The 16,503-nt window shown below is 71.2% G+C and carries 19 protein-coding genes; 15 read left to right on the top strand and 4 right to left on the bottom strand.

The annotated features are described in order from the left end of the window. The first annotated feature begins 396 nt into the window (after window positions 1-396). The 7 genes from ABZU91_RS16460 (at window position 397) to ABZU91_RS16430 (ending at window position 7,162) form a co-directional block, all read left to right on the top strand. Entirely contained in the window at window positions 397-1,359 is a 963-nt protein-coding gene (locus tag ABZU91_RS16460; protein WP_355240693.1) for an LCP family protein, read from the top strand. 58 nt (window positions 1,360-1,417) lie between these two features. Then, the gene (locus ABZU91_RS16455; RefSeq protein WP_355240400.1) at window positions 1,418-1,753 is read left to right on the top strand and encodes a rhodanese-like domain-containing protein; all 336 of its coding nucleotides are present in this window, start codon (window positions 1,418-1,420) and stop codon (window positions 1,751-1,753) included. 10 nt (window positions 1,754-1,763) lie between these two features. Continuing rightward, window positions 1,764-2,552, top strand: a complete 789-nt coding sequence (locus ABZU91_RS16450) for a glycerophosphodiester phosphodiesterase family protein (protein ID WP_355240397.1) — start codon at window positions 1,764-1,766, stop codon at window positions 2,550-2,552. A 116-nt stretch (window positions 2,553-2,668) separates the two neighbouring features. Continuing rightward, window positions 2,669-4,123 (top strand): ATP-binding protein, encoded by a 1,455-nt coding sequence (locus ABZU91_RS16445; protein WP_355240394.1) that lies wholly within the window; start codon window positions 2,669-2,671, stop codon window positions 4,121-4,123. Between the two features lie 64 nt (window positions 4,124-4,187). Then, window positions 4,188-4,604, top strand: a complete 417-nt coding sequence (locus ABZU91_RS16440; RefSeq protein WP_355240690.1) for an ATP-binding protein — start codon at window positions 4,188-4,190, stop codon at window positions 4,602-4,604. A gap of 382 nt (window positions 4,605-4,986) precedes the next feature. After that, window positions 4,987-6,177 carry an MFS transporter gene (locus tag ABZU91_RS16435; RefSeq protein WP_355240391.1) on the top strand — a complete coding sequence of 397 codons (1,191 nt, stop codon included), beginning with the start codon at window positions 4,987-4,989 and terminating at the stop codon, window positions 6,175-6,177. A 97-nt stretch (window positions 6,178-6,274) separates the two neighbouring features. Further along, window positions 6,275-7,162 carry a DUF5926 family protein gene (locus ABZU91_RS16430; protein WP_355240388.1) on the top strand — a complete coding sequence of 296 codons (888 nt, stop codon included), beginning with the start codon at window positions 6,275-6,277 and terminating at the stop codon, window positions 7,160-7,162. On the opposite strand, the gene ABZU91_RS16425 is transcribed toward ABZU91_RS16430, so the two are convergent. Further along, window positions 7,149-8,378 (bottom strand): arginine deiminase, encoded by a 1,230-nt coding sequence (locus ABZU91_RS16425; RefSeq protein ID WP_355240385.1) that lies wholly within the window; start codon window positions 8,376-8,378, stop codon window positions 7,149-7,151. The genes ABZU91_RS16430 and ABZU91_RS16425 overlap by 14 nt on opposite strands. 164 nt (window positions 8,379-8,542) lie before the next feature. Here ABZU91_RS16425 and ABZU91_RS16420 point away from each other — a divergent pair, with 164 nt between their 5' ends. The 5 genes from ABZU91_RS16420 (at window position 8,543) to pheA (ending at window position 11,984) form a co-directional block, all read left to right on the top strand. Continuing rightward, entirely contained in the window at window positions 8,543-9,283 is a 741-nt protein-coding gene (locus ABZU91_RS16420; RefSeq protein WP_355240382.1) for a hypothetical protein, read from the top strand. A gap of 158 nt (window positions 9,284-9,441) precedes the next feature. After that, on the top strand, window positions 9,442-9,900 hold the full coding sequence (locus ABZU91_RS16415) for a hypothetical protein (RefSeq protein WP_355240379.1): 459 nt from the start codon (window positions 9,442-9,444) through the stop codon (window positions 9,898-9,900). A gap of 75 nt (window positions 9,901-9,975) precedes the next feature. After that, on the top strand, window positions 9,976-10,365 hold the full coding sequence (locus tag ABZU91_RS16410) for an ACT domain-containing protein (RefSeq protein WP_355240376.1): 390 nt from the start codon (window positions 9,976-9,978) through the stop codon (window positions 10,363-10,365). A 148-nt stretch (window positions 10,366-10,513) separates the two neighbouring features. After that, window positions 10,514-11,020 (top strand): hypothetical protein, encoded by a 507-nt coding sequence (locus ABZU91_RS16405; RefSeq protein ID WP_355240687.1) that lies wholly within the window; start codon window positions 10,514-10,516, stop codon window positions 11,018-11,020. 10 nt (window positions 11,021-11,030) lie between these two features. Further along, a complete protein-coding gene (gene pheA / locus ABZU91_RS16400; protein ID WP_355240373.1) occupies window positions 11,031-11,984 on the top strand; it encodes a prephenate dehydratase in 954 nt (317 codons plus the stop codon). Between the two features lie 61 nt (window positions 11,985-12,045). Here pheA and ABZU91_RS16395 read toward each other — a convergent pair whose 3' ends face one another. The 3 genes from ABZU91_RS16395 to ABZU91_RS16385 all read right to left on the bottom strand — a co-directional run bounded on the left by ABZU91_RS16395 (window position 12,046) and on the right by ABZU91_RS16385 (window position 13,743). Continuing rightward, a complete protein-coding gene (locus tag ABZU91_RS16395) occupies window positions 12,046-12,771 on the bottom strand; it encodes an AIM24 family protein (protein ID WP_355240370.1) in 726 nt (241 codons plus the stop codon). 102 nt (window positions 12,772-12,873) lie between these two features. Beyond that, window positions 12,874-13,221 carry a metallopeptidase family protein gene (locus tag ABZU91_RS16390; RefSeq protein WP_355240367.1) on the bottom strand — a complete coding sequence of 116 codons (348 nt, stop codon included), beginning with the start codon at window positions 13,219-13,221 and terminating at the stop codon, window positions 12,874-12,876. A gap of 90 nt (window positions 13,222-13,311) precedes the next feature. Beyond that, window positions 13,312-13,743, bottom strand: coding sequence for an OsmC family protein (locus ABZU91_RS16385; protein ID WP_355240364.1), 432 nt, complete (start codon window positions 13,741-13,743; stop codon window positions 13,312-13,314). A gap of 197 nt (window positions 13,744-13,940) precedes the next feature. Between ABZU91_RS16385 and ABZU91_RS16380 the strand changes: the two genes are divergently transcribed. The 3 genes from ABZU91_RS16380 (at window position 13,941) to ABZU91_RS16370 (ending at window position 16,502) form a co-directional block, all read left to right on the top strand. Further along, on the top strand, window positions 13,941-14,681 hold the full coding sequence (locus tag ABZU91_RS16380; protein WP_355240361.1) for a hypothetical protein: 741 nt from the start codon (window positions 13,941-13,943) through the stop codon (window positions 14,679-14,681). A gap of 187 nt (window positions 14,682-14,868) precedes the next feature. Next, window positions 14,869-15,690 carry an HAD hydrolase family protein gene (locus ABZU91_RS16375; RefSeq protein WP_355240358.1) on the top strand — a complete coding sequence of 274 codons (822 nt, stop codon included), beginning with the start codon at window positions 14,869-14,871 and terminating at the stop codon, window positions 15,688-15,690. Next, a complete protein-coding gene (locus ABZU91_RS16370; protein ID WP_355240355.1) occupies window positions 15,690-16,502 on the top strand; it encodes an HAD family hydrolase in 813 nt (270 codons plus the stop codon). Before ABZU91_RS16375 ends, ABZU91_RS16370 begins: the two co-directional genes overlap by 1 nt. Window position 16,503: the final 1 nt, after the last annotated feature.

Raw genomic sequence — 16,503 nt, 5'->3', positions numbered from 1 at the left:
TCCTCGACGGCCACCAAACCCTGCGCCACCCAGAGGCAGTTGACAGATTCGTAGCCACCGTTACTGAGAGTAAGCCGAAGGTCCAGACGAACAGTTGATTCATCAATATGATCGGTTACGCTCTGTGATCGGCGTAGTGCCGCAGGACCAAAGTGTTCTGCCGTGCTGCCTTAGATCTGCGCGTATTCGCCATCGACTACGGCAGGGAAAGTAACCGAGAGTTTTCACCCAGCCGCGTTCGCGTAAAGCCCGACGATCGCCCCCTCACGTTCCGTAGCCTGAGGTGAACAGACCTCATGTATCGGCTGCGGGGAGACGGTCACGTCCAGGTGGGGGCGGAACGCGGCCGGCCGGGCACACCCGGCCGGGCCACACCGCGCCCGCTGGCCACGCTTCCTGCTCGGCATCGGCCTCGCCCTCGTCCTGCTGGCCGGGCTCGCCGTGGTCGGCCTCAGGACACTGACCCACCGGTACGACCGCACGGTGACCAAGGAGCAGTTGCTCGACGCCGACGCCCGCACCGACCGGACCGACCTGGACGGGGCGCTCAACTACCTGCTGATCGGCACCGACCGACGCGCCGGCAGCAGCGAACCGGACCAACGCTCCGACACCATCCTCATCGTGCACGTGCCGGCCGGGCGGCGCGAGGCGTACCTGGTCTCCATCCCGCGTGACCTGCTGGTCGCCATCCCGCCCGCGAACGGCTTCGGCGGCGGCCCCGACAAGATCAACGCCGCGTACGAGCACGGCGGCGGCGGGCCGGCCGGCACCCGACTGCTCTCGACCACCCTGAGCCGGCTCACCGGCATCCGGTTCGACGGCGCCGCGCTCATCGACTTCTCCGGCTTCCGGAAGGTGATCGACCTCCTCGGTGGGGTGCAGATGTGCGTCGACACCGAGGTCCGCTCGATCCACACCAACCGGGTCTTCTCGACCGGCTGCCAGCGGATGGACGGGGCACAGGCGCTGGACTACGTACGACAGCGCTACGGCCTGCCCGGGGGCGACTACGACCGACAGCGCCACCAGCAGCAGCTCCTGCGGGCGATGCTGGACAGCGCCGGCGACGCCGACCTGCGCAACAACCCGGTCAAGCTGGACCAGGTGCTCCGCGCGGTGGGTGGCTCGTTGACCGTCGACACCAACGGCGTACCCCTGGAGGATCTGCTCCTCGCGCTCCGCGCGCTGCCGCCCGACGGGATGCGCGGCGTCCAGGTGCCCTCGTCGCCGCAGACCATCGACCAGGTCTCGTACGTGGTGCTCGACAACGGCGGGAACGGGCTGTTCGAGGCGGTCCGGGGCGCCCGCGTACCGGCCTGGGCACAGGCCAACTTGCGCTGGGTGACGCGGTTGTGACAGTGGCGACGGCCGGGTCGGTGCCGATCCGGCCCGCGAGGATCTAGTGTTGCTTCCTGTGTTCGGACCCCAGGTTCCCACCGTGCCCGTGACCGAGATCACCGACGACACCTACCTGCTCGACGTGCGGGAGGCCGACGAATGGGCGGCCGGCCATGCCCCCACCGCCCACCACCTGCCGATGATGGAGCTGCCCGCGCGACTGGCCGAGGTGCCCACCGACCGGGACATCGCCGTCATCTGCCGCTCCGGCGGACGTTCCGCCCAGGTCGTCGCCTACCTGGTCAACAACGGCTGGGGGCAGGTGCGCAACGCCGACGGCGGGATGCGCCAGTGGGCTGCGGTCGGCCGAGGAGTGGTCGACGCGAACGGGCAGCCCGGCCAGGTCATCTGAGGCGGGCGGGATGGGCGGACCACTGGTCTTCGCGCACCGCGGCGCCTCGTACGACCTCCCGGAGCACACCCTCGCCGCCTACCTGCGCGCCCTCGACGAGGGCGCCGACGGGCTGGAATGCGACGTCCGGCTGACCCGGGACGGGCATCTGGTCTGCGTACACGACCGCCGGCTGGACCGTACGAGCAACGGCCGCGGCCTGGTCAGCGCGCGCACCCTCGCCGAGTTGGAGGCACTGGACTTCGGCTCGTGGCATCCGGGCAGCGCCCCGAGCGGTGACCTGCCGCCGGACGAGTCACACACCCGGCTGTTGACCCTGACCCGTCTGCTCGACGCGGTGCTCGCCGCCGGGCGGCCGGTGCGGCTGCTGGTGGAGACGAAGCACCCGTCCCGCTACGGCTCGCAGGTGGAGCGGCGGCTGGTCGACCTGCTGCGTCAGTACGGACTGGCCGATCCGGCACCGGACGACCCGGTCCAGGTGACCGTCATGTCGTTCTCACCGCTGGCGGTGCGGCGGGTCCGGGAGCTGGCCCCGGCGCTGCCCACGGTGCTGCTGCTGGAGGTGCTTCCGCCCTGGCTCCGGCTGGGCCGGCTGCCGTTCGGCGCCCGCATCGCGGGGCCGGGCATCGGCCTGCTCCGGGCCCGCCCCCGCCTGCTGCCCGCGCTGCGCGCCGCCGGCAACCAGGTGTACGTCTGGACGGTCAACGACCCGGCCGACATGGAGATGGTGTTGGCCGAGGAGGTGGACGGCATCATCACGGACCGTCCGGCGCACGTCCTGGCCCGGCGGGACCGCTGATCGGGCCGCGACGCCGAGCCGGCCGTCCGGCGTGCCGACCGCCGGCAGCACCTACGCCTACGCCTGAGCGACGACCGGGGGTGCCGAAAGCCGGGCCGGCGGGGCACACTCGGCACATGCCGGAGCGTATCGATTTTCCCGCTCTTCTCGCCGGCCACACCGTCGTGATCGAGATGATCAACGCTGGGGAAGCGGGCCTACCGGTCCTCATCCAGCTACTCCGGTTGACCCAACCGGCGCTGGGCGCGAGCGGAATGGCGTTCGTCGAGTTCGGTCCCACCGGCGGGCGGGTGATCGCGGCGACCGGCGCGGCGGAGTGGGCGGTCGGCCGCCCGCTCGCGGTGGACGACCCGGACACCGTCCGTCTGCTCTCCGGCCCCCGGGTGAGCCAGGTCCGGGTTACCGACCTGAGCGGCAAGCTCGCCGCCGAGCTGGCCGGCAGCGGACTGCGCCGGATGGTGGTCGGCCGGGCCGAGATCGGCGGTCACACCGCCGGCAGCCTGCACGCCTTCTATCCGGGCGACGACGAGCCGGGCGCCGAGCAGCAGGGAGTGATCGCGTACCTCGCCTCGTGCGTCGCGCACATGTACGGCGACCAGAGCGGGCTGCCGGTGCACGGCGACGGGCCGGTGGTGGCGGCACTCGCCGACGGGCTGGCGGTGGTCGACCGGGACGGCCACGTCCGGCTGTGGAACCCGGCCGCCGTGCAGGTCACCAGTCGGACGGCAGAGCAGGCGTTGAACGGGCCGTTGCCGTTTCCGCTGCCACCTTCGGGCCAGGTCCGCGACCACCGGCTGCCGGACGGGCGCTGGCTGCGCATCACCTCCGGTGACCTGCCCGGCCCGGGCGCGCTGCGGGTGGTCACCTTCCGGGACATCACCGACCAGCAGCGCCGCGATCACGACCGGGAGCTGTTCGTCGCCGTGACCAGCCACGAGCTGCGCACGCCGGTCACCGTCATCAAGGGGTACGCCGACACCCTCACCGACCACTGGGAGTCGCTGACCGACGCCGACCGGCGGCAGGCCGCCCGGGTGATCGGGCAACGGGCCAACGAGCTGGCCCGGCTGGTCGACCGTCTGCTCTCCTCGGCGGCCGAGACGGGACCGGGGGACGAACCGCCCACCCCGTTCGACCTGGGTGAGGCGCTGCGCGCCGCCATCGTGGACCTGCCGGCGGAGCTGCGGCACCGGCTGACGCTGCGCCTGCCGGCCGACCTGCCCAAGGCGCTCGGCCACCGTCCCAGCCTGGCGACCGTACTGACCGAGTTGGTGACGAACGCCGGCAAGTACTCGCCGCCGGGCTCGCCCATCGAGGTCACCGCCGGGGTCGACGGCCAGTTGGTCGCGTTCCGGGTGAGTGACCGCGGCATCAGCATCCGGCCGCAGCACGTGGAACGGGCGTTCGACCGGTTCTGGCAGGGCGAGTCCGGTGACCGACGCGGCTATCCCGGAGCGGGGCTCGGCCTGTATCTCGTCCGCCGGATCGTTGAACAACAGAATGGATGGGTATCCCTACGTCCGAGGACCGACGGCGGTACGGTCGCAGAGGTGCGCCTACCGCGCGGTTGACCAGCGGTGGCACGACGTGGAGGCGACGGTGGCAGCGGCAGCGGCGAGGGACCGGGCGTGGTGCGTGGTGGTTCCCCATCACCCCGTCGGCGCACGGCTGGCCCGGCATCGGCTCGCCGACGATCTGGCCGACGTCGTACCCCCGGTGCTCCTCGCGGATCTCATCGCGGTGCTCGCCGAGCTGGTGGGCAACTCGGTCCGGCACGCGCGTCCACTGCCCGGCGGCGTGGTCCGGGTGGCGTGGCGGCTGCGGCCGTCGGGCGAGGGCCCACGGATCCAGCTGCGGGTGACCGACGGCGGCGCGGGCACCGGCCCCCGTATCCGCATCGCCGGCCAGGACGCGGCGGACGGGCGCGGCCTGCACATCGTGGCCGGCCTGGCGACCCGCTGGGGCGTCGAGCGTGACGGCATGGGCCAGCGCGTCTGGGCGGAGTTCGACCTGACCTCGACGACCCAACCCGATCTGGTCGCCACAGCTTGACCTGAGGCAGTAAGCCCGGTGGCGAACCACGTGTGAGTGGCCCGCCACCGGCGAGTCCCGAACGACCCGGCTACCGGTTCGCCTTCGCGTCAGACTCAACTACCTCGCAGGTGGGACCTTTCACCAATCAGGGTGCTTCGTCATGGTTCACCTCCTCAGGACCACACCGCGCGCCGACATCACCGCATCTAGTGATCCACGGATGAGGCGCGGGTATGTCAATTTTGATCTTATCAGCATCAGCATCAGCACGGCATGTGCGCGGGAGGGGCGAACCCGAGCCCCGGAGGTGGCGCATCCGAGTTGGAATGAAGTGACAGTTCACTCCACTATGCAAGCCTGATGCCACCAACCGCCCCTCGGATACCTAGGCGAATATCGCATGTTGCGCTTGTTCAGGAATCGCGAGTTCGTCGCGCTCGTCGGCACCGAAGTACTCTCCGTTGTTGGCGATCAGTTGTCCAGGGTGGCGCTGGCGTTGCTGATATTCGAGCGGACCGGATCGGCGGGGCTGAGTGGCCTGACGTACGCGATGACATACCTGCCCACTGTCGCCGGTGGACTCCTGCTGTCGCCCCTTGCCGATCGACGGCCACGTAGAAGCGTCTCAGTAGCGATCGACGCCCTGCGGGCGGTGATTGTGCTGACCATGGCACTCTCGGGCCTCCCGCTCGCTGCGTTGTGCTGCCTGGTTGCCGCATCGTCGTTTTTGTCTGGCCCCTACACAGCGACCCGTCTGGCGCTTCTCCGCGATGTCCTGCCACGAGAGCAGTACGGGCCGGGCATGGCGCTTCGGCAATCACTCTCACAGGGCGGGCAACTCGTCGGTTTCTGCTCCGGTGGCTTCATCGCCACAGCTTTCACACCAACGGTGTGTCTCCTCGTCGACAGCCTGACCTTCATCGCGGCAGCGTTGATCGTCCGCGCGTCGGTCACCTTCCGTCCCGCCGTTGCGACCGCCGGGGCAACGGGCACTGTCACCACGACTTTCGGCACGATCTGGCGCTCGCCGGCTCGACGAGCGATCTTTTTGTCCACCTTTATGGGACTTTTCCTCACGGCACCGAAGGCGCTTTCTGTGCCATGGGCGTCCGATCTGCACCTGAGCAACCGCTGGGTCGGCCTCTTCATGGCCGCAGAAGGGTTGTTCTCTGTGGTCACGCTCGCGATCTTCGCTAGGTTCGTGACCGCCGACCGGTACGCAAGACTGTTTCCGATCGCCTGCCTCGTCCCCGGCGTACCGCTGCTCGCCGCACTTACCATCCGCGATCCCTATCTGACCGTGCTCGCCTTTGGAGTAAGCGGGGCGGCGTGGTCCGTCCTCGTCGTCATAGCGGCGTCCTCGCTGGCCGAGTTGCTTCCCGACGACCAACGGGGTCGGGGCATGGGAATCGCCGCTTCAACGAACGCGACGGCACAGGGAGTGGGCGCGTTCATTGCCGGGCTCGCCGCGGACGAGATCGGTGTGGGCCTCTCCATCACACTCCTCGGTATCCTCAGCATCCTTTTCGCGTTCGCACCCGCGACCCTATGGAACCGTGCCGCGGTCCAGACGAAAGCGTTCGCCGGCTGAGGTCCGACCCGGCGACCATTTCGACCACATTGGCGTGCTAACGGGTAACCCCTGGTCGGCGTCGACTACTGCCGCTCTGGTACTAGGCTGTGACGCCGTGAGCAAGCGTCGAAAGAGCCAGCGAGTAGCCAGCGACACCACTCCCCGCCGGGACAAGGTGCGGGACATCTTCGTGCCGCGACCGTTCGAAGGGCTGGTCGACGAGTCCGAGTGGATCGCGCTGCGCGAGCTGGTGCCCGCCGCGTCCGCCCCGCTGCGACTGGCGCCCGCCCTGGTCGAGGAGTTCGGCGACCGGTCGGTCACCCTGGCCACGGTGCTGCCGATGGCCACGCCGGCCGTGAGCAAGCCGGACGGCCAGGTGCTCATCGGCCTGCAGCGGCACCAGCAGTCCGGCGACGTCTCCCGAGACCTGGCCGACGCGTTGCTCAGCGCCCTGCGGGCCGAGCCGGGCGGTCAGGTGTCCGTGCCGCCGCTGCCCGGCCCCGGACCGCGACTCCAGGACATCCTCGTGGATGGTCCGCTGGAGATCACCATGCACGACGGGTTCGAGTTCTGGCTCGATCCTGGCGCGGCCGACGATCCGGGCGTCCAGGCGTCCCTGGAGCGGGCCAACGCCGCCATCTACCCGACCGTGCGGATGACCTCCGCGAAGGCCGCGTACTGGTGCCGGGTGCCCGAGAAGTCACACGTGCGCTGGGTGCTGCCGGACGACGAGGATGCCGCCCTCGACGCGCTGGCCCGGCTCGGCGCCGCCGGCACGCTGACGCTCGGCGACCAGACCAAGTTCGCCGGGATGTTCCGCGCCCACGGCCGGCTCGTTCCCGTGTGGGACCTGCCGGAGGAGACGCCGGCCGCCGAGTGGGAGGACCCGGTCGCGCAGTTCGCCAAGCGGTACGCGGAGGCCCTTGCCAGCACCGAGGTGTTGGACGCCGCCGGCCGCCGCGCCCGCCAAGGGCTGCTCGGCCGTCAGCTCACCCTGCGCTGACCCCGCCGCGCAGCGGTTCGCGGTCCATCGGACAGGACATGCAGCGGGGGCCACCCCGGCCGGAGCCCAGCTCCGAACCGGCGATCGGGATGACCTCGATGCCGGCCCGCTCCAACTGGGCGTTGGTCTCGGTGTTGCGTTCGTAGCCGACGCACAGCCGGGGCGCCAGGGCGAGGGTGTTGTTGCCGTCGTCCCACTGCTCACGTTCGGCGGTGACCGGGTCCAGGCCGGTGTCGATGACCCGGAGCTGGTCCAGGTCCATCGCGTCGGCGGCGGCCCGCAGGAACGGCGCCGGGCCGTCCACCCGCGGGTCCTCGCCGTCCGCGCCGGCGATGACGGTGTACGCCGAGAGGGTGCTGGCGATGTTCGGATACATCAGTACGGCGTCGACGTCAACCATCGTGCAGACGGTGTCCAGGTGCATCGTGGCGCGTTTCTGGGCGATCGGCACGACCAGGATGGCGTGCGCCAGCCCGGCGGCGAAGACCTGCCGGCCGAGACGTTCCGCGCCCGCCGGGGTGGTCCGCTCGCCCACGCCGACCGCCAGCACGCCGGGTGCGAGCAGCAGCACGTCCCCGCCCTCCAGATGTTCGAGGTCGGGGCGGTAGACGAACTCGGTGCCGGCGAACCGTGGGTGGTGTCGGTAGATGGCGTCGGTCAGGCTGGTCTCCCGACGGCGGGCCGGCATGGCGAGGCTGGTGACACCGACGCGGTCGCCGATCCACAGCGACGAGTCCCGGGTGAAGAGCAGGTTGGGCAGCGGGTCGATGACGAAGTCGTGCCGGTCCATCAGGGTGTAGACGAGCCCGCCCGGCCGCTCCGAGCTGATCCGCAGCTCCTCGTGGGCCAGTCCGGCGGTGAGGACGTCGGCCAACGCGACCGGGTCCAGATAGGCCAGGTGGTCGGCGACCCTGGTGCGCAGCGTGTCGCCGAGCCGCCGCGAGCGGAGCACCTGCTCGGTCAGTTCGGCGCGAGCGTCCTCGACGGCCAGTGTCTCGGCCAGCAGGGTGGCGAGGTAGAGCACCTCGACCCCGCGCTCGCGCAGCGCGGCCGCGAAGGCGTCGTGCTCCTCCTGTGCGCGGCCGACCCAGGGGATCGCGTCGAACAGGAGCGAGTCGTTGTTGCGGGGGGTCAGCCGGGCCAGTTCCGGGCCGGGCCGGTGCAGCAGCACGGTGCCGAGCCGGCCGACTTCACTGTCGACGTAGTGGGTCACCACCGCAGCGTAGGGCAGGGTTTGGCGGCATCCGAGAAAAGAACTGTGGATGAATATGGCATTCATCCACAGTCACTCCGGCGCTCCGGCTTGCAGAACACCGGGAGTGGCAACGTAGGGTAGTGAGAAGATAACTTCGAGGGACCTTTTGCCGGAGGTCGACGACGATGACTGTCTTTCCCGCACGACGAGCCGTACCGACCGCCCGGGCACTGCCGCCCATCGCGGTGCCCCACCCCCGCGTCGAGGCGCCAGGGGCTCTCGAACCGGTCCGCCCCACACCACTCGAATGGGCCCGCCGGCGTCGCGCCGAGCGGGGTGCCCGTCGGTTGGAGGCGGCCGGTGCACGGGCGCTCGGCCAGCTCGACCACCTCGGGCCGTCCTGGCACGTCATCGAGTGGCCCCGCACCGACGTGGCGGACGTCCTGCTCGACCGCTCCCAGGAAGACCGCGCCGGGTTCCTCGCCATCGGGCCGAGCGGTCTGTTCGCGGTCACCATCGCCGACCACGGCCGGGCCCGGGTGCTCGTCGCCGGGGACGTCGTGCAGATCAACGGTAAGCGGCCCCCGTACGTCACGGAGGCCCGGCGCGACGCCAAGCGGGCCAGCAAGGCCCTCTCCGACGCGGTCGGGTTGACCATCCCGGTGACGCCCGTGCTGACCTTCGTGGGTTCGGGCGTGATCAGCGTCTACGGACTTCCGAAGGACTGCCTCATGGCCACCCACCGGGAACTGGACCGGCTCCTCGTGGCCGGCGGCAACCGGATCAGTCCGACCACCGCCGAGAAGCTGGCCCGGGTGGCACAGCACCCGAACACGTGGCTGAACGGCACTTACCGTCCATCGGCCGACTACCGGTGGTACGAGGAGGGCCGAACGGCCGCTGACAAGGCGGCCCACCGCCGGTAACGTCACCGGCGACGCCACGCGGCCCCGGTCCCCCACCGGCCCCCGCGCCGTCGCCGGCCGCCCGGGTTCTCCGCTGCGGCGCGGTGACCTGGCTCGCTCGGTGATTCCGTCGTCGACCGGCTAGCGTGGACATTCCGTCGTTGTACATAGGAGGCGCGGTGGCCCACGTCGAACTCTCGCTCTCGGAAGTGTTGGTGCCGTCGGCGCGAGCCTCGACAGAGCTGGAGTTGGACAATGTCGGCCAGTGGTCCTCGACGGTCGGCCGGGCCGACGAGCCCTGCCTGCTGATCGACGCCGACACCCGCGTGGTGGCCATCTCCACGGCCGGCTGCCAGCTGCTCTGCCTGGGCGAACCGGCCGGCCTGATCGGGCGCCCGCTGCTCGACGGCGGCCTGCACCTCCTGGATTTCACCGCCAATCGGGGCGAGCTGACCGAGGCCGAGATCGACAAGATCCCGCCCCTGCTGGCGCTCTCCTCCGGCCGCCTCGCCCGTGGACTGCTGCGGGTGCAGGCCGCCTCCGTCGGCTGCCCTGACGCGACCGTCGACGCGATCTCCACTCCGCTGCTCACCGACGGTGCCGTCGCCGGATCGCTCACCTTCTTCTCCGAGGTTTGACCAGCGGCGGGATGTGTCGTTCGCCGCACGCGGCGAAGCCCGGATGGGCTGGGATCCACGCCGTAAGGTGCCCTCATGCTCGATATCGCTCTACTGCCCGGGAAGTACGCCGTGTGCCGGCTGGGTGCCGGCACCGCCCTCCCGGACGTGTTGTCGAGCGGACTGGGCCGCGCTGACGTGGTCACGGTGAGCTGGACCGCCGACGGGATCTCGCTCATCTGCCCTGCCGACCGGGTGCCCGCCGACGCCGTGGTGGAGACCACCTGGCGTTGCCTACGCGTTGCCGGCCCGACGGGCGTGGCTGGCACGGGGACGCTCGCGGCGCTTGTCGACCCGCTCGCCGCGGCCCGGGTCAGCGTGGTCACCTTCTCCACCTTCGACACCGACTACGTGCTCGTGCCGGCCGTCCGGCTGACCGAGGGCACCGCCGCGTTGGAACGCGCCGGACACCGCATCCTCGGCTGACCTTCACCCGGCCGGCCGCTCCCCCTACGATGGGCTCGGCCACCCCGGCCGCGACGTGTCCCGATGTCCCGAGGATCGGCCCGTGCCGTTCACCCCACCCCGTCATCCCGCTGCCCCCGGCGCCGCCGCACCCGCGGCGGCCGCGCTGCTGGCGCTCCTCGCGCTCGGAGCGCTGACCGGCTGCGGGGCACCTCCCGAGCTGCGCGACCCCGCCGGTGTGCCCACCGGGGCCGGCAGCCCGACGGCGTCCGGCCCGACCGGCGTCCCGACGGGCACACCCTCGTCCGCGCCGACCGCGCCGCCCCCCACCACCGGCTCGGCCACTCCGGACCCCGGCCTGGTGGCCACGGCCTGCCGGAACGGGCCGACCGGGCAGCGGGTGGTGCAGTTGCTGCGCGGTCGGGCGTCGGTGCTCCCGGACAACGTCGGGGTCCGGGTCCGCAGCGGGCCGCTGTGCGCCGGCGACTGGCAGTACACCGTGCTGGAGGTGACCGGGCACGAGGAGCTCCAGGTCGTCACCCAGGGTCGGCCGGAGGCCCTGGAGCTGATCACCGCCGGCACGGACGTGTGCACCATCGAGGTCCGGGCCACCGGGCCGGTCGGCATCCGTACGCTCGCCTGCGATGCTGCTTCGACGCTCGGGCCGGGTGCGTAGTCTGGGCGGCATGCCCGGAACACCGCCTACGCGCTTCGTCTACCTCGGCCCCGAGGGGACCTTCGCCGAGCAGGCCCTGCGCACCATCCCCGCCGCCGAACACGGCACCCGTACGCCGGCGCGCAGTGTCGGGGAGGCTCTGGACAGCATCCGGGCCGGGGAAGCCGACGCGGCGCTCGTACCGCTGGAGAACTCGATCGGCGGGGCGGTCGGCGTCACCCTCGACGAGATGGCCGAGGGCGAGCCGCTGGTGATCACCCGGGAGGTGATCCTGCCGGTCGAGTTCGTTCTCGCCGCGCGTACGGGTACCGCGCTGTCGACGGTCCGCTCGATCGCGGCACACCCGCAGGCGTCCACCCAGTGCCGGGGCTGGCTGCGGAACCATCTGCCCGACGCTACGGTCGTCGACGTCCTCTCCAACGGCGCGGCAGCGGCCGGTGCCGGGTCCGGCGAGTACGACGCGGCGATCTGCGCGCCGATCGGGGCGGCCCGGCACCGGCTCGCGTTGCTCGCCGACAAGATCGCCGACCATCCGGACGCGGTGACCCGTTTCGTGCTGGTCTCCCGTCCCGGCCCACCCCCGCCGCCGACCGGCGACGACCTCACCTCGCTGGCCGTCTACATCGCCCACGACCGGGTCGGCGCGCTGCTGTCGGTGTTGATGGAGCTGGCCGTACGGGGGGTGAACCTGACCCGCATCGAGTCCCGCCCGACCGGGGAGGCGCTGGGCCGGTACGTCTTCTTCCTCGACTGCACCGGGCACGTGGCCGACGTACGCCTGGGTGAGGCGTTGCAGGGGCTGCGCCGGGTGTGCGCGGACGTCCGTTTCCTGGGGTCCTATCCCCGACACCGTTGGGTCGAGGCGGGCGAGCGGCGGGTGCCCGCGCCGGCCGGCCTCTCGGACGTCGACTACGCCGACTCGACGGCCTGGTTGGCCCGACTGCGCGCCGGCGAGATGAGCTGAGCGGGCGGGGAGCCGGGCCCTGCGGGCGCGCCCGGTAAGCGCGCCCCTTCCGGGTCGGCGCTCAGCTCAACAGACCCCCGAGCAGACCACCCTCCTGCTGCTGCTGCTGACCGCTGCCCATGACGGGCGGCTCCTCGGACGGCTGCACCACCACGAAGCCCTGACCCGCGAAACTCATCGTGAACGACTCGCCGGTGCGGCGACCCAGCAGCGTGCCGAGGCCAAGCTGCTCGGCCCGGTGGTAGCCGGTCTGGAGGTTGGCCGACCAGCAGACGGCAGCCTGTGGGTCGACGTACGTCGGGGCGTCCACGTTGAGCACCACCGGGGTGCCCTTGGTCGTGATCGCGATTCGGCCGTACCCGCTGAACACGCAGTTGAACAGCCCCGACGAGGAGGCCATGCCGGCGCCGCCGACCATCCTGATGTCGTACTGGAGGGTCGAGTCGAACGCGAGCACGCTGGAACCGTTGATGGAGAGCGCGTCGCCCGGCTCCAGGTCGATGATGTGCACGTCCTTGGCCAGCTCGGCGAGGAAGACGTCACCCTGGCCGGTGACCTTCATCAGCGGGACGCCCTCGCCGGTCAGCTTCTGCTTGAGGAACTTGCCGAGGCCACCCGAGCCCAGGGCCTGGAACTGGACGTTGCCCTGGTAGGCGACCATCGAGCCGACCCGGGCCATCGCCTCGCCGTTGAGCTCGATCTTCAACATCTTGGAGTTCTGCAGGCGCATGCCCGCCTGCGCCGACTCCTTCTCCAGGTTCTCCGCCGAGAACAGCTCGCTGCGCATGAAAGGTGCCTCCTGAAAGGGTCGTGGTCGCTGCACCGACCGTAGGTGACCACGGCAACCGGAGGCGATCGGTTCAGCGAGGCGCGTACGGGACCCGCCGCGTCAGCCCCAGCCCAGGGCGTGCAGCCGGGCGTCGTCGATGCCGAAGTGGTGGGCGATCTCGTGCACCACGGTCACCGCCACCTCGTCGACGACGTCCTCGTCGGTGTCGCAGATCCGCAGGATCGGGTGCCGGTAGATGAAGATCCGGTCCGGCAGTACGCCGGAGTAGTCCCAGCCCCGGTTGGTGAGTGCGTGCCCCTCGTAGAGACCGAGCAGGTCGGACTCACCCGGGGGCGGGTCGTCCTCGACCAGGATCACCACGTTGTTCATCAGGCCGAGAAGTTCCTCGGGCACCTCGTCGAGGGCGTCAGAGACCAGCTCCTCGAAGCGCTCGCGTGTCATCTCCACCGGCACGCCGTTCATTCTGCCCGACGCGGGACCGCTCGGCCGGGTCGCGCTCGGCGACCCGGGCCGGGGTCACGTGTGCGGGTCGCCGGGTCAGGAGGCCAGGCGGGCGGTGAGGGTGATCTCGGCGCCCGGCGAGAGCAGGCGGGAGATCGGGCAGTTGGCCTTCGCGGCCTCGGCGAGCTTGGTGAACTCGGCCTCGTCGACGCCGGGCACCTGGCCGACGGTCTCGAGGTCGATCCGGGTCACGCTGAACCCGGCGTCGGTCTTGTCCAGGTGGACCTTCGCGGTGGTCTCGACCGAGGTGGGCGTCGTGCCGGCGTCGGCGAGGGCCTTCGAGAACGCCATCGAGAAGCAGCCCGCGTGCGCGGCGGCGATCAGCTCCTCGGGGTTGGTGCCCTCACCCTCCTCGAAGCGCGACTTGAAGGAGTAGTTGCCGGAGAGGCCGCCCTTACCGGTGCGGACGGTGCCCGAACCCTCGGTGAGATTGCCCTGCCATTGTGCGGAAGCGGTACGGATAGGCATGTTGAGAACGCTAGCGGAAAGGTGACCAGCGGGCGACCGACCGGCACCGACGACCGCCCTGCGATTCCCGTCACCCCGGCCGGCGACGCCGACGGATCGTGGCGACCATGGGCGGACCCGCGGCGTCGACGACAGCGCCGCCGCGAAGGGCTGTGCCATGATTCGACGCAGGCCCGTGACCGGCGGAGGGATGGCCGATGCCCGAGGATCTGCCCATTCCGCGCCAGGGCGAGCCGTCCGACGCGCCGGCCGTGATCGAGTGGGGTGGCGACGAGCCCGCGCGGGCTCGTCGATTCGGTAACCCCCTGGCCGGCCTGACCCGGGATCCTCGCCTGCCGCTGCTGCTGGCCGGCCTCGGCGCGGTCGCCGGGGTCGCGTCGATGCTCGGCGAGTGGGTGGTGACGACCATGCCCAACGCCGGTCCCGACGGGACCAGCACGATCGAGGTGCCTGCCGGCGTGTCCGAGGTCGGCGGCTTCGGGATCGCCTATCTGGCCGGACTACTCGGCCTGGCCTGCGCCGTGGCCCTGGCGTTGGGGGGTACGGCGACGGTCCGTACCAACGCGCGACTCGCCGGGATCACGCTGGCCGGCGCGCTGCTGGCGTTGCTGGTCGCCGCCACGGCGACGTTCGACGACCTCAGCGAGCGGACCCTGCTCTACTCCGCCCAGGAGGGCTTCCGGGTCGAGTACGGCCGCGGCCTCGTGCTGGCATTCGTCACGTGTGTCCTCTTCGCCGCGGCTCTGCGCCTGGCGTGGGCCGTTCCGGCCAGCACGTCCGCCGGGCAGCCTGACGATGACGCTAGCGCCGACGTGCCTGCGATGCGATCCTGGCGCCGCCATCGGGACCCGGTGCCGGGCGACGGTGGCCTACCCGCGCCCGCCGACCTGACGGTGCAACCGGCCACCCCCTTCGCCCGCCCCGAACACTCGTCCTGAGCGCCCGCACGCCATGCCACCCCGGGGTAGGGGTGGACACCTTCCGGGTGCCGTGCGTTGGTGCCCGATTCGCCGGGAAGCCATGGTTGCGACCCGTTCCGCGAGGTACGGTTGCTGCCCGCCGTCACGCCGGGTCTCCACCAGGACCGCACGGTTGGCTGCGACGGCGGTGGGCGAAGGAGGAACGATGACCCGCCCGGGACTGCCCAAGCTGATCGCGACCGACCTCGACGGGACGCTCGTCCGCAGCGATGACACCGTCTCCGCGTACACCCATGGGGTGCTCGACCGGGTGCGGGCCGCCGGAATTCCGGTGGTCGGCGCAACCGGACGCGGCCCCCGACTGACCGAGCTGACGCGTAACGACATCCGCGCCGCCGACTTTCTGGTGATGGCCGGCGGCGGACGTGTGGTCGACCAGAGCGACCCGACGGGCCCGGTGGTGCTCCGCGACGAGCGCCTGCCCGCCGAGGTGCTGGCCCGGCTGCTCGCCGATCTGGAGGCCGAGGTCGGCCCGCTGACCGTGATGGTCGAGGCGTCCGACGAACACGACGCCCCGCTCTGGGGTGACTACCACGAGAGCTGGCCCTACCAGGACCGGTTCGAGGCGCGCAGCCGCGCTGAATGCCTCTCCTGTGACGTGATCAAGGCGTTCGCCCGGACCGCCGACCACCACGTCGACGAACTGCTGGCGGTGGCCCGTCGGATCGTCTCGCCGCAGGTCGCCACGCTCACCCAGGCCGGGCTCGGCTTCATCGAGATCTGCCCGCCCGGGACGGACAAGGCGACCGGGCTGACGGTGGTGGCGCAGAGTCTCGGCGTCGACCCGGCTGACGTCCTGGTCTTCGGTGACATGCCCAACGACCTGCCGATGTTCGAGTGGGCTGGCTGGTCGCGGGTGGCGGTGGCGAACGCGCACCCGGACGTCCGCGCCGCCGCCGACGAGGTGACCCTGCGCAACGACGACGACGGGGTGGCGGTGTACCTGGACCGGCTACTGTCCCGGTGATGGGAGACACCCCTCGGCTGGTAGCCACCGACATCGACGGCACGCTCATCCGCGACGACCACACGCTCAGCCCCCGCACCGCCACCATGCTCGCGCGGCTCACCGCGCGAGACACGCCGGTCGTCCTGGTCACCGGCCGCCCGGTCCGTTGGCTGCAGATGGTGTACGACCAGCTGGACGCGCCGCTGCCGGCGGTCTGCGCCAACGGTGCGGTGGTCTACGACCCGGTGCGGGACGAGGTGCTGCGGGCCGATCCGCTCGCGCCGCAGCACCTGGCCGAGGTGGCCGAGCGCCTGCGGGCCGAGGTGCCCGGTATCCGCTTCGCCGTGGAGATCATGGACAGCCGCGAGATGCGGCACGAGACGGAGTACCCGCTGCGCTGGGACGCCGACTCGAACGCCATCCGGCCGATCGAGACGCCGGAGGAGTTGCTCTCGCTCCCGGCGGTGAAGCTGCTCGCCCGCGCTGGCGAGCAGGATCCGGACGCGTTCGTCGCGGTGGTGGCGGCGGCGCTGGTGGGGCTGGCCGAGGCGACGCACTCGTCGTCGTCGGGCCTGGTGGAGATATCCGCGGCCGGGGTGACCAAGGCGGCCGGGCTCGACTGGTACTGCGACCGGCTCGGTGTGGCCGCGGCGGACGTGGTGGCCTTCGGCGACATGCCCAACGACGTGCCGATGCTGAGTTGGGCGGGGCGCGGCGTGGCGGTGGCCAACGCGCACCCCGCCGTCCTCGCGGTCGCCGACGAGGTGACCGGTACGAACTCCGAGGACGGCGTGGCCGCGTACCTCGAGAAGGTCTTCGGGGTCGAGTGAC

It is taken from the genome of Micromonospora sp. NPDC005174, assembly GCF_040608495.1.
Classification (GTDB): domain Bacteria; phylum Actinomycetota; class Actinomycetes; order Mycobacteriales; family Micromonosporaceae; genus Micromonospora.
The sequence above is the reverse complement of the archived record's forward strand: the minus strand, read 5'-3'. Positions and strand labels throughout refer to the sequence as shown.

Coding starts and splice junctions, on each gene's coding strand:
- ABZU91_RS16450 (WP_355240397.1), top strand. CDS start 1,764: ATGGGCGGACCACTGGTCTTCGCGCACCGCGGCGCCTCGTACGACCTC.
- ABZU91_RS16445 (WP_355240394.1), top strand. CDS start 2,669: ATGCCGGAGCGTATCGATTTTCCCGCTCTTCTCGCCGGCCACACCGTC.
- ABZU91_RS16435 (WP_355240391.1), top strand. CDS start 4,987: ATGTTGCGCTTGTTCAGGAATCGCGAGTTCGTCGCGCTCGTCGGCACC.
- ABZU91_RS16420 (WP_355240382.1), top strand. CDS start 8,543: ATGACTGTCTTTCCCGCACGACGAGCCGTACCGACCGCCCGGGCACTG.
- ABZU91_RS16410 (WP_355240376.1), top strand. CDS start 9,976: ATGCTCGATATCGCTCTACTGCCCGGGAAGTACGCCGTGTGCCGGCTG.
- pheA (WP_355240373.1), top strand. CDS start 11,031: ATGCCCGGAACACCGCCTACGCGCTTCGTCTACCTCGGCCCCGAGGGG.
- ABZU91_RS16395 (WP_355240370.1), bottom strand. CDS start 12,771: ATGCGCAGCGAGCTGTTCTCGGCGGAGAACCTGGAGAAGGAGTCGGCG.
- ABZU91_RS16385 (WP_355240364.1), bottom strand. CDS start 13,743: ATGCCTATCCGTACCGCTTCCGCACAATGGCAGGGCAATCTCACCGAG.
- ABZU91_RS16380 (WP_355240361.1), top strand. CDS start 13,941: ATGCCCGAGGATCTGCCCATTCCGCGCCAGGGCGAGCCGTCCGACGCG.
- ABZU91_RS16375 (WP_355240358.1), top strand. CDS start 14,869: ATGACCCGCCCGGGACTGCCCAAGCTGATCGCGACCGACCTCGACGGG.
- ABZU91_RS16370 (WP_355240355.1), top strand. CDS start 15,690: ATGGGAGACACCCCTCGGCTGGTAGCCACCGACATCGACGGCACGCTC.